Genomic DNA, 11,176 nt, shown 5'->3' on the forward strand with positions numbered 1-11,176 from the left:
AGAAAGTGTATGAAATTACTCCCAGCTATTTTTGACAAAATCAACACCCTAGCTCTAAACTATTGCTTTTGATAATTTTAATTTGCATGACGGGCATTGGTGCAGGAGATAGCAGAGGACACGGTAGATTTATTTTTGACAATTTGATTCTACCGATTCTACTCAGACGCATCTATGACGATAAAAATCTGCGGCGTTGGTGAATCAAGGTATGATTTCACTGTCAAGCGATCGCTAAGAAGAAATGTGTTTTGTGACATAAGGCACTGGAACATCTGAGAACTTTAAATAGTGAAGAAGCAATCTAATTGAATGCTCAAGCATATTTAATGATTTTGAATAACAAAGAGTTTTACGATGTAATCGAGCTAAATAGTGCCTTAACCTTGTGTTTTCTCCCTCCACCCTGGTCATATAAGTTTTGCTAACCAGCAGCTACTAAATCTGAGTTTGGACGCTGTGATATTTTGATTAACACGGCGGGGATTTATCCTTTTCAATCCTTTGCGGAAATGAGCTTTGCCGACTGGCGTAAAATTTTTGCCGTTAATCTTGATTCCCTATTTTTTTTTTAGTTGTCAAGCGTTTATTCCCCTAATGGAACAAAATAACTGGGGCAGAATAATTAATATCTCTTCTAATGTTTGTTGGACAGTTGCCCCCAAGGTTACTCACTATACTGCTGCCAAAATGGGAGTTATTGGTTTTACTCGTGCCTTGGCTACAGAAGTGGCAGATTCAGGTGTTACTGTTAATGCGATCGCGCCTGGGTTGGTTCGCACTCAATACTTCTCGGTTAAGCCCAAAATAGTATAAAGTAACTAAGATTAACCATTATCAAATTAAGGTATTTAAAGTTGCAGCTCAAAGAATTTTCTTTGATTAATCCCAAGTTAGAAGCTTCATCAGTATTTCAAGCGATAGAAACAGTCATTCAACCATCGATGATTGAAGAAGCTTTAGAGAAAACCAGGAGTTTTGAATCACGTCAAAGAAAGCTCACATCAAGTTTGGTAGTATGTTTAGTGATTGCGATGAGCTATTGGTCATCAGATTCAATGACAACAGTTCTCAAAAATTTAGTTAACGGATTAAGTAAACAGTGGACAAAATTAGGACAATCCTGGAAAACTCCCGTCAGTTCATCAATAGATCTCTTGCATAACTATGCTAATTTCTAATATAAATAGAGGTAATGAGGGTTATTCGTAGTATGAAATATGAGACAGCTAAGGATTTGAGCGAAAGTGACTTCAAAAGAACGTATGGCATATATCTTGATATTTTTGAAGTTATGGTAAAAGTAGTAAAAGTAGAAAGAATGCTCCAAAAAAAGACAGGTAGAAACGATAAATTAATCAACTACTGCCTTAGTTTTGATGGAATATGGAGATTATCAATGTTCTCACTCAGCACAAGCTTATACAACCATTAACAAACTAAGATTGGAATTGGGCGATCGCTTTTGTTTTATTTTTCGTCACTTTCCTCAACCCGAAATTCATCCTGAATCTTTTAAAGCAGCAGAAACCGCGGAAGCAGCAGGATCACAGGGAAAATTCTGGGAAATGCATTCGATGTTGTTTGAGAATCAACAAGAATTATCAGATGGTAATTTGGTCGAATATGCTGCTAGTTTAAACCTTGATATTCCTCGCCTACTTAGAGAATTAAGCGACTGTCTTCATCGCGATCGCATCCAAGAAGATATTGACAGCGGAATAGAACATGGAGTAGGGCGTACTCCAACTTTTTTTATTGGTATTCGTCATGAAGGAACACAGAATTTGGAACCTTTACTGATTCAAATTTTGGAAACTATCTCAATCTAGAAAACAATACCTTCGCCAAATTTTGACGTGGGGAATGTGGGTTGATGATTTAAGATGCGATGTTACTAATGACCATGCCCTTGAGGAAGATGACTATCAATTACAGCCTGAGAATTACCCTGAAAACATTGAAAAAACCGATGATGTTCAACATTGAAAAATGGTTCTGGTCGTTTTCCATGAACAATGACATTATGGAAAATACCATTATGGTTTAGGGTCACTTCTACAGGAATACGATCTTCTTGAGAACAGGAAACCTTGAGACCTTCTACCGCTTCGTCTAAACAGTCTTCCACTCGCTCATAATATTCTTTCATCAGTTCCCGTTCTTTATTGCCCACTTGAAATGATTCAGAGTTGGGGCGATAGATAATCTGGGTAAATGCCAAGGCTGATTCTTGATAGCGGTCTTGTAAATACAGAGATAGACCTAAATCTCGCCAGGCAATGGCAAAGTTTGGCTCGATTCTGGTAGCTTGAGCATAAAGTTCGCTGGCTTTTTGATAATTACCTAGTTTTGCCCACAAAGAACCGAGATTGTATTTGAGTTTGTAAGAATCGGGATCTAAAGCTAAAGCTCGGTTAAAAGATGCTTGAGCATTAAAATAATCTTTTGCCAAGAATTGTGCCGTAGCTTTCCCCGACCAAGCTTGAGCTATATTAGGATCGAACTCAATCACTGCATTAAAGAGCTTAGTTGCAGTTTGATAATTTTGTTCGCGATTAACCAAAAAGTGACCTAATTCTAAAACAATGGGAAGATCCGCTGTGGTAATTTTATCCCAAGGTTGATAAAGATTAATAACTTCCTGATAGCGATCGCTGACAGGTAAGCATTTAGCTTTCTGGCGAATCACAATATCTTGAAATTCTTCTAAGTAATTGAGATAAAATACTGTTCTCGGATTATCAGGCTCTAATTCCTTCGCTTGAGTTAAATCGGCGATCGCACTGTCAATTCTTGCTTGATTGCGACTGGCATTCCACAACACCAGGGACACTTTCCCCCGATTCACTAGAGCTTCGGCGTTATTAGGCTGTCTTTTAATCAGGCGATCGCAGGCGGTGAGAACTTTGGCGGCTAAATCTAAATCGGTAGGTGGTAAACGACATTGTTTAACGGTAGAAAAATTAATCCAGCTCCAATATAGACCGAGAATGCCTCCCAAACCAACCAAGCCTATTAGAGCTAGAATAACCCAAAATATAGACGATCTTGATGGTTTCTCCAGGTCTCTATCTATTTCTTTTGCTGGCTCTGAGGAGGAAATTAACTGACGGCTAATTTGATTAAGCTGCTGTTTAATCCATTCACTATTAAAAATCTCTGCATAAATAGGATTGGCAATTTTAAATCGATCTTCTTGACGACTTACTAACCCAGATTCTAAAAGAATCGTATCTTCTAAACTCTCTTTGGCAACTACTTCTGTCTGTAATAAAATTTCGTGTAACCTCAGCAGGACAGTGGTTACTTGTTGATTTTCAAGAATACTATCCTTAATTGCTTGGAAGTGCTGATAATATTCGCAATCGGTTTCTGTTTCCCAATATTTGACGAGCGATCGCACAATTCGTTTTACATATCCTGTTTCCTGCCCTTCAATGACCTGATCCTGCCGATCTAGAATTAGCTGGCAGAGACTTTGGGTTAGTAGAGCATTTTCCTCCGTCCAAACTAAAATTTCTTTAGCAACAATATTAGGTCGGTCAATTTTTTCCGCTTCTTTGGTTTTAAGAATAAAGCGATAAATAATCTGATTGCTATCGGTATTTGCTTGAGAAAATGAGTCGCTCATTGGCAGCGATTTAAAGAAATTATATATTAGATTTTCATTATGCCTAATAAATGTGACAAGAATATGTCAAGCTTATTGACTTCGAGTATAACTCCTAAAGCAAGTTACCCAAACGCGATCGCCTTCTTCAATTAAACTACTTGAATTAATTTATTCAAATTAGGTTTGTGGACATCCCCTTTGCAATTGGTAGTCCAAGGGGATGTTTCTATTTTAAACTTTCGGTGGAAAGGAAGAACAAAAGGCTCGTGGTAGCGATCTCTTAAAGGCGAAGTCAAGAGCCTAAATAGGTTTGAGCAATGTTATCTATTTGCTGTCTGTGGTGGTTTTTAACAAAGCGATCGGGAAAATCATCAATTAAATTACAATTAAATCATTTGTACCACGCATTCCACCAATGGTTTAAATTGGGAAATTAATTCAGCACGAGAAATTCCCAAGCTAGGAATAGAAACATCACCATAGTCTCGACCAACTTGGAGGGGAAATACAGCATCATCGCCCAACAAAACAAACTCCCCTCCCGCAGCCTTGATAATCGTCCATACCGCAGCAATATCCCAAATTTTGGGAGTGGCTTCCACTCCCCCAATAACTACCCCCGCTGCTACCAATAGCAAGTTATAGCTAGCCACACCAATCATTCTAGTTTTGCAAGGAAAAGGCTGTTTGAAAATGGCTTTGCTTCTGGCGCAGAGATTGAATAATTGACTGCCACTAGGATCATCGATACGAGTCTTTATGGGTTGCTGGTTGAGATATGCACCCTCATAACCAGACAGTCCCGAATCACCATACCAATAACCGTGAAAAGCTTGTTTGAGGGGAGGAACATAGACAAAACCGAAAACAGGATTACCTTTGTAGAATAAGCCCATAGAAATAGCCCAAATAGGTAAGCCACGGGTGAAATTTGTCGTTCCGTCGATGGGATCGATAATCCAACACCAATCATTATCGGGAAAAATATGAACTGTTTCCTCACTCAAAACACCATGTTCGGGAAACGTTTCGGCGATCGCGGATCTTATTTGTTCGTCCGACCATTTATCGGCTGCGGTAACTAAGCTACCATCTTCCTTTTGACTGGCTTGAATTTTGCCAAAATCTTCTAAAAGGCGATCGCTAACCGTAGCCGTGGTTTCCACACAAAAGTCGAGGACTCGATCCCAAAATTCATTCATTAGTTGTTAGTTTCGATGAGTATTTTAATTATTGTTAGCCATAAAACTCCTTATCTTACCAAGAGGGGGAAAAGAATGTTCTAAAATAGTAAATCGTACAAAACACTTATAAAAGTAGTATTTTTAAATATGTCAGTATTGGCGGCAATTTCAGTCGTGCTTCTATTAATCGTAGTCCATGAATTTGGTCATTTCGCAGCAGCGCGGTTACAAAAAATTAGAGTAAATCGTTTTTCCATTGGCTTTGGTCCTGTTCTTTTAAAGTATCAAGGTTCAGAAACAGAATATGCTATTCGAGCTATTCCCTTGGGGGGTTATGTCGGTTTTCCTGATGACGATCCCGAGAGCGATGTTCCTCCTGACGATCCTAATCTACTACGTAACAGACCTGTTTTGGATCGAGCAATTGTCATTAGCGCAGGAGTGATTGCCAATCTGATTTTTGCCTATTTTCTTTTGGTCGGTCAAGCCGTAACCATCGGCTTTCAAGATATTAATTATCGACCAGGAGTATTAGTCCCTCAATTATTGAGCGAAGCCGAATCTGCTGCTGCTAAAGCGGGGGTACAGCCTGGAGATATTATTTTACAAATAGACGATTTAAAATTGGGAGATTCCGCCGATGCCCTCGAAAATTTACGAACTACTATCCAGAGATCGCCAGACAAATCCTTGCGACTAACCTTAAAACGCGATGAAAAAATTGTCAATCTAGATGTTATTCCTGAAGCGGGTCAAGATGGCAAAGGTAAAATTGGTGTGATGCTTGCACCCAATGGCGATATTGTTCGCCGTCGCGCTGCGAATATATTAGAAGCTTTTACTACTGGGGCAAATGAATTTCAAAGAATAGTGCAGTTAACCATCCAAGGATTTTGGCAACTCATTAGTAACTTTCAAGAAAACGCCCAACAAGTAGCGGGACCTGTGGCTATTGTAGCGGTAGGTGCGGAACTTGCACGCAACGATTTAAGTAACCTATTCCAGTTTGGAGCTTTAATTAGTATTAACTTAGCAGTAATTAATATATTGCCTCTACCTGCCCTAGATGGCGGTCAATTGGCATTTTTAACGGTTGAAGGAGTTACTGGAAAACCCCTCCCCACTAAGTTGCAGGATGGCATCATGCAAACTGGTTTGATTTTATTACTCAGCTTGGGTGTGTTCATTATCGTAAGGGATACAGTTAATCTAGCGTTCTTTCAGAATTTGCTTCAGTAAACGAGCTTTCTATTAGCTATTAGTTTTTTAAAGTCAGTAGTTGGTTGTTGATGCTTGCTGCTGACTTTGTTATTTTGATTAAGTTTAAATATTTCTATTTTTTTCGCGAGTGCTATTTTAAAGATAATTTTTATCTAATTGCTGAATTTAAAATTACTATTTTTTCAATGAGCAACTCAAATCGCGACGCTTTGACTCAAGTAGGAAATCGAGAATTATTAAAAGTTAGATTTGCTGAATTATATAGTAAGATTGCAACTACCTTCGACTGTAAATGGCGCAAATAATTGTTTTTGGCAATAAGCTGCAATCATGTTGACTCGTCCTGTCCTTCTTCCTGATTTGAGTGCTGGGAATTTTTGACCTCTTTTACTCCAGCCATAGCCATAGTCACTTCTGCTATCCATTCCCGATTCATCTACGTAGACTCTTTTTGAAGCTTGGATACTAGCTAGTTCAGTTTTGAAGACAGCTCTTTTTTCCTCATCTCTTTCTTGATATCCGTAGTCTTTTTTTTTCGTGTAAAACCAATCTTCTTTAACCCTCTCGAAATTGTCCGAGGGCTAATAGGTTCCCCCCAGAGCAAAGCCATTTGAGCTTGAGTTTTATCACCATGTCGCTGTGCAAATTCTTGAAATGCCTGCCAATCAGTAATCTTGCCTTTTGAGAAATGAGGGCGGCTCGATAATGGACGGTAATCCCCTGTTTCTTGTCTTCGCTTGAGCCATAAATCAATGGTGTTTCGGCTAATTTGAAATATTTCTGCCGCTTCGCTTTTCTTCCATCCATCTAGGTCTATCGCTTGAATTACTTTTTGACCTAAGTCGTAACTGTAAGCTCTTGCCATTTCTTTTTTTCTAGATTCCTTTCCCTCATGCTACCTTTGTCCTAATGCTCTTGACCGCTACTATATCTAAAAGTCCATTTTCCTCTGACAGTATCTTCAGGCGTAGCTTTTTATCCAGAACATGGTGTCGATTACAATACCTTGTATGAGTCAGCAGATAAAGCAGCGTATCATGCAGGTAAAAATTTACGTGGTGGTGCTGTAGGCATAGCTAATTTCTATGCATCCTGTCCTTTTCCTCAGTAGTTAAGATAGTGTCTATGTTTTTTGTATTCCAATATTAATTTGTCTTATTCATACAAAATTTATGCCGCCAAAGTCAAACCCTTCCTCTTCAAAAAAGAAAAAAACAACTCAAAAAAAAAGACCTCATAGTAAAGCATTAAAAGCGCGATCGCTCGACATATTTAACTTACTAACAGAAATCTATCCCGATGCTACCTGTAGCCTGGATTATGAGACTCCCGTACAGCTTTTAGTCGCGACGATTCTTTCGGCACAATGTACCGACGAGAGAGTCAACAAAGTAACCCCTGCTTTATTTGCCAGATTTCCCGATGCAGAGAGTATTGCGGAGTGCGATCGCGATGAGTTAGAAAGTTTGGTTAGATCTACAGGTTTTTATCGCAACAAAGCCAAAAATATTCAGGGTGCTTGTCAAATGATTGTCACTGATTTTGGTGGCAAAGTTCCCGATGAGATGGAACAGCTTTTAAAATTACCAGGAGTGGCACGTAAAACGGCAAATGTCGTTTCGGCTCATGCTTTTGGTAATATTCAAGGTGTTACGGTAGACACCCACGTAAAACGCCTCAGTAACCGCTGGAAATTAACTAAATCTGATAATCCGATCCAGATTGAAAAAGATCTTATGGCATTGTTACCCCAACCTGAATGGGAAAACTATTCGATCCGCACCATATTTCACGGTAGAGCAATTTGCAAAGCTCGCAAACCTGGCTGTGAGATTTGTCAGTTTACCCATCTTTGTCCTTCATCAAAAGAATACTTAAATAAACTGAATTGAAGTGGCAGCACTCTTCGGTAAAGACCATATTTGATCTGCATTATCTTTGGTAACATGAGGACCATTAATCATTGCTGAAGAAATAGGGGCAATTTGTACGTCGAATATTTCCTCTACACCTTCGGTAAACTGGAAACAGCCAACTATTTGCCGAGTCATCAAATCAACAATCGCAATTCCACATTTAATTTCATCCTTGAGGCTATTTTGGATTGGTAAATTGCTAAACACAGCGGTTTCGCGCACTTGAGATAGACCGATAAAGGCACAGTTATTAAAGATTGCCAATCCACGAGTATAGCCAGGTAAAGAGACAATTTTTTCTTGTTTGCCAGTGGCTACATCTACGGCAATTAGCTCGCCACGACCAGAATTGAGTACCCACAATTTGCCCTGATACATTCGAGGAGAATGGGGCATAGACAAACCTTCGGTAATTACCCTGCTGCTGGGAACTTCTAAGATGCAACCGCCACTCACCTTATTGTCTCGCCAACCGCCTTTGGTATTGGTTTTGCCGAGGACAGTGACGTATTTGGGCATTCCATCTACCATTGCCATGCCGTTGAGATGACAGCGATCTTCTGCGGCAATTTCGCTGACAAAATTAGGTCGCCATTGGGGTAAAAAATTATAGTTATTAGTCAGGGTGCAAAGACAAGAAAAGCGAGTATTGACCATCCACAATTCATCGTTGCCCCAAGCGAGGTCGTGGATGGAAATATCTCCCGTATATTGCGCGCCTCTAGTGAGAAAGCAAGCGTTATAAGTACCAGGGGGATCGATTTGGGGAGCTAAACCAGCATCATTTTTGAGGAGATATACCCAATCTTTGCCCCCCACTGCCATCTGAGTGGGGCTAATTGCCATACCCATAGCCCGTTCAAAGTTATGAAAATCTAGCTTGAGAGCGTTATTTTTTGCCGTAACGATTCCTAACTTACCTGCTTGGTAGGTAGAGAAAAATAGAGATATTTTGAGAGTGTTGAGAATATTAGTAAAGCTATTACTATAGTCGTATTTAACCTCGCGCGTTTTTTCTTCGTTAACGTCGATGTAGGTTTTATTTATTGATTGAACCATAGGTAGTGCAAATAAAAAATTCTCCTGACAATGTTAACCCAACAATTTTCTTTTGTAGAGAATAGTTAATGATGAATGATTGAGTAGGAACGAATGGTTGTTGGCGGTTAGAGATCTTCAAGTTAAAATTCGACGAAATCGTCCACTGTTAAATCAGTATTGGTAACGTTGTAGACAGTAGCTAATAAATCGCCATCGTAAGTAATAGTGGTAGAAGAGCCATCTTGAGCAATTGATAGCGCGCCAAAAGCATCGGCTACAGTACTTTCCGTAAAACTGTCCAGTTCCAAAGCAAATTGATCGATACCGTCGGCATAGTCGTAGATGATATTATTGGCATCTCCACCACTGAGAACGAAGACATCGGAACCGCCAAAACCAGATAAGCGATCTTCTCCCGCACCACCATAAAGAGTGTCGTTACCTTCTCCACCCATCAAAATGTCGTTGCCAGCACCACCAGAGATGGTATCAGCTCCTCCACCTCCTAAGAGGAAATCTACCCCAGCACCGCCAGAAATATCGTCATTATCCGCACCGCCGTCAATAAAGTCATCATCTTCGCCCCCTTCAATTCGGTCGGCACCACCTTCGCCATTGTTACCAATCCCTTCGGGGTAAAGTAATGAGTAATAAGTAAGAAGTAATAAGTAAAAGTCCGAAGATGGGTATAAAGCCAAGGGCGCGTCGCCTGTGGTTTCCCAGCCGTTTATGTCGCCCGCTCCTCATTCATGAGGAAGATTAAAAAAAGTATTTCAACCGTTGAATCCTCTACCCTTCAGGGAGAGGTATTACTCATTACTCATGATTTACTACTTATTACTCGTGAATAATCCCGCAGTACGGTTTATCTGCGGTGGGGAAGAAGTAAAATCAATTTCCCGCAGTAATACGAATAACCTTTGCTTCAAAAATTGCTGGGCTTCTGGTTCACTAAGATTATTCAGAGAAACGGACATATTGACCCACCAACAATCCCAATCTCTCAAATCTGTAAAGCCAAAGATCCAGGGCAACATGCGAGAGCCAAGATTAGCATTAGCCAACTCGCCAAACTGTTGGGTCGTAAAAGCCGTTGTGCCACTGGAATGTATGCAAGTATTGAGCTGAGTCCGATTGTTTCTAGTTAGCAAGCCATAAGAGCCAATCTGACTATCTGACGCGATCGCGATATCTTTTCGCTCTAGCTTTAAATGCTCGTATCGATTGAGAAAGTTTAAAGTCTCTCCTTTACTATTATCAATTGAGTAGATCTCTACAGCCAAATCGTGGGTTTCGGGTTCTTGATATCTTCTGCCTGGGATAGATTCACCTTCATATCTCAATTGATCGGTTTGAATTGCCGACCAATTATTAAACACAACAAAATTAAATAACTTATCCCCTTGAGATTTAGTTAAGACAAATAATAATGCTGCTAAAGTAGCCACGCTATAACCAGCCAGAATTATTAACCGTGTCCTTTGCAAGTTTGATTGATTCATACTTGAGGTAAAACTTGCCGTTTTCGCGCGATCGCCTGAAAATAAACTAAAGCCAAGATTAAAATCGCTGCTGTGGTAAATATCTCCGCTCCCGCGCTACCGTGCCAATAGTCAAAAGCAGCAGTGCGATTGTTAGCGACCAAAAGAGCCATCAAGCACAACCGCACTCCATTAACTCCCAAAGCAATTAGGGTAGAGCAGATCCACAAAAGCACTTGCTGATTTTTCTTTAAGGTAAAGTAAAGACAAATTACCAAACACGACTGCCACATCAAACCCAACAAATCGAAGCTAGAACAAGGACCTGCAATTTGGATTGCTCCCTTGGGTAAGATAACTAAATTATCTCTTTGGGAAACATCAAAACCTACGTACCAAAGCATTAGTCGCGATATTTTTGCATCTAGAATTGAAACTTTGGCTACGGGGAATACTACTGAGGAAATATGCTCCCAAGGAATACCAGTCAAGCTGACAATAAAAATTTCTCGCCAATATTGACCTATTTTGCTGGCTTTTGATGCGGCTAAATAGATTCCTATTACCGAAAAAATGGGATACATCCGAGTAATTAGATCGAGTCCATTATTACTAACAATTCCCCGAAATAGTAAGTAACTAATTAAACCCAAACCAATAGCAGTAAGCTTAGACGCACCTAGTTTAGGTTATAATCAGGGAAAAAAAAGAGCGATC

13 protein-coding genes and 3 pseudogenes are annotated in these 11,176 nt (G+C 39.9%); 7 read left to right on the forward strand and 9 right to left on the reverse strand.

Annotated features, from left to right (window positions below; all coding sequences use genetic code 11):
• Window positions 1-62: 62 nt before the first annotated feature.
• Window positions 63-203 (forward strand): hypothetical protein, encoded by a 141-nt coding sequence (locus tag I4641_RS22080; RefSeq protein WP_229642751.1) that lies wholly within the window; start codon window positions 63-65, stop codon window positions 201-203.
• Window positions 204-234: 31 nt separating this feature from the next.
• Here the strand turns inward: I4641_RS22080 and I4641_RS22085 are convergent.
• Window positions 235-432, reverse strand: a pseudogene (locus tag I4641_RS22085) (IS1 family transposase); the annotation flags it as partial.
• A 14-nt stretch (window positions 433-446) separates the two neighbouring features.
• Here I4641_RS22085 and I4641_RS24350 point away from each other — a divergent pair.
• The 4 genes and pseudogenes from I4641_RS24350 to I4641_RS22100 all read left to right on the forward strand — a co-directional run.
• Window positions 447-575 (forward strand): annotated as a pseudogene (locus I4641_RS24350) (SDR family NAD(P)-dependent oxidoreductase); the annotation flags it as partial.
• Window positions 553-816 (forward strand): SDR family NAD(P)-dependent oxidoreductase, encoded by a 264-nt coding sequence (locus I4641_RS22090; protein WP_263858322.1) that lies wholly within the window; start codon window positions 553-555, stop codon window positions 814-816. The pseudogene I4641_RS24350 and the gene I4641_RS22090, both read left to right, overlap by 23 nt.
• 41 nt (window positions 817-857) lie before the next feature.
• Window positions 858-1,181 carry a transposase domain-containing protein gene (locus I4641_RS22095; RefSeq protein WP_229642752.1) on the forward strand — a complete coding sequence of 108 codons (324 nt, stop codon included), beginning with the start codon at window positions 858-860 and terminating at the stop codon, window positions 1,179-1,181.
• 198 nt (window positions 1,182-1,379) lie between these two features.
• Complete coding sequence (locus I4641_RS22100; protein ID WP_229642753.1) at window positions 1,380-1,832, forward strand: DsbA family protein; 453 nt, start codon at window positions 1,380-1,382, stop codon at window positions 1,830-1,832.
• A gap of 65 nt (window positions 1,833-1,897) precedes the next feature.
• Here I4641_RS22100 and I4641_RS22105 read toward each other — a convergent pair whose 3' ends face one another.
• The 3 genes from I4641_RS22105 to I4641_RS22115 all read right to left on the reverse strand — a co-directional run bounded on the left by I4641_RS22105 (window position 1,898) and on the right by I4641_RS22115 (window position 4,818).
• On the reverse strand, window positions 1,898-3,634 hold the full coding sequence (locus I4641_RS22105; RefSeq protein ID WP_229642754.1) for a tetratricopeptide repeat protein: 1,737 nt from the start codon (window positions 3,632-3,634) through the stop codon (window positions 1,898-1,900).
• 131 nt (window positions 3,635-3,765) lie between these two features.
• Window positions 3,766-3,912 (reverse strand): hypothetical protein, encoded by a 147-nt coding sequence (locus tag I4641_RS22110; RefSeq protein ID WP_229642755.1) that lies wholly within the window; start codon window positions 3,910-3,912, stop codon window positions 3,766-3,768.
• Window positions 3,913-4,002: 90 nt separating this feature from the next.
• A complete protein-coding gene (locus I4641_RS22115) occupies window positions 4,003-4,818 on the reverse strand; it encodes an inositol monophosphatase family protein (protein ID WP_229642756.1) in 816 nt (271 codons plus the stop codon).
• A gap of 129 nt (window positions 4,819-4,947) precedes the next feature.
• On the opposite strand from I4641_RS22115, the gene rseP reads away from it, so the two are divergent.
• On the forward strand, window positions 4,948-6,039 hold the full coding sequence (rseP, locus tag I4641_RS22120) for an RIP metalloprotease RseP (RefSeq protein ID WP_229642757.1): 1,092 nt from the start codon (window positions 4,948-4,950) through the stop codon (window positions 6,037-6,039).
• Between the two features lie 242 nt (window positions 6,040-6,281).
• On the opposite strand, the pseudogene I4641_RS22125 reads toward rseP, so the two are convergent.
• Window positions 6,282-6,886: pseudogene (locus I4641_RS22125) on the reverse strand (transposase); the annotation flags it as partial.
• Window positions 6,887-7,193: 307 nt separating this feature from the next.
• Here I4641_RS22125 and nth point away from each other — a divergent pair.
• Window positions 7,194-7,913: an endonuclease III gene (gene nth / locus I4641_RS22130; RefSeq protein ID WP_229642758.1), complete on the forward strand. Its 720-nt coding sequence runs from the start codon at window positions 7,194-7,196 to the stop codon at window positions 7,911-7,913.
• Here the strand turns inward: nth and I4641_RS22135 are convergent.
• The 4 genes from I4641_RS22135 to I4641_RS22150 form a co-directional block, all read right to left on the reverse strand.
• Window positions 7,896-8,996, reverse strand: a complete 1,101-nt coding sequence (locus I4641_RS22135) for a TIGR03032 family protein (RefSeq protein ID WP_229642759.1) — start codon at window positions 8,994-8,996, stop codon at window positions 7,896-7,898. The genes nth and I4641_RS22135 overlap by 18 nt on opposite strands.
• 122 nt (window positions 8,997-9,118) lie before the next feature.
• Complete coding sequence (locus tag I4641_RS22140; protein ID WP_229642760.1) at window positions 9,119-9,676, reverse strand: calcium-binding protein; 558 nt, start codon at window positions 9,674-9,676, stop codon at window positions 9,119-9,121.
• A 132-nt stretch (window positions 9,677-9,808) separates the two neighbouring features.
• Window positions 9,809-10,480 (reverse strand): hypothetical protein, encoded by a 672-nt coding sequence (locus I4641_RS22145; protein WP_229642761.1) that lies wholly within the window; start codon window positions 10,478-10,480, stop codon window positions 9,809-9,811.
• A complete protein-coding gene (locus I4641_RS22150) occupies window positions 10,477-11,112 on the reverse strand; it encodes an archaeosortase/exosortase family protein (protein ID WP_229642762.1) in 636 nt (211 codons plus the stop codon). Before I4641_RS22150 ends, I4641_RS22145 begins: the two co-directional genes overlap by 4 nt.
• Between the last annotated feature and the right edge of the window lie 64 nt (window positions 11,113-11,176).

It is taken from the genome of Waterburya agarophytonicola KI4 (genome assembly GCF_020640915.1).
GTDB classification, from domain to species: domain Bacteria; phylum Cyanobacteriota; class Cyanobacteriia; order Cyanobacteriales; family Xenococcaceae; genus Waterburya; species Waterburya agarophytonicola.

Excerpts from the sequence above, each read along its gene's own strand:
- I4641_RS22115 (WP_229642756.1), bottom strand. The coding sequence starts at position 4,818 with ATGAATGAATTTTGGGATCGAGTCCTCGACTTTTGTGTGGAAACCACG.
- I4641_RS22145 (WP_229642761.1), bottom strand. The coding sequence starts at position 10,480 with ATGAATCAATCAAACTTGCAAAGGACACGGTTAATAATTCTGGCTGGT.
- I4641_RS22105 (WP_229642754.1), bottom strand. The coding sequence starts at position 3,634 with ATGAGCGACTCATTTTCTCAAGCAAATACCGATAGCAATCAGATTATT.
- nth (WP_229642758.1), top strand. The coding sequence starts at position 7,194 with ATGCCGCCAAAGTCAAACCCTTCCTCTTCAAAAAAGAAAAAAACAACT.
- rseP (WP_229642757.1), top strand. The coding sequence starts at position 4,948 with ATGTCAGTATTGGCGGCAATTTCAGTCGTGCTTCTATTAATCGTAGTC.
- I4641_RS22100 (WP_229642753.1), top strand. The coding sequence starts at position 1,380 with ATGGAATATGGAGATTATCAATGTTCTCACTCAGCACAAGCTTATACA.
- I4641_RS22135 (WP_229642759.1), bottom strand. The coding sequence starts at position 8,996 with ATGGTTCAATCAATAAATAAAACCTACATCGACGTTAACGAAGAAAAA.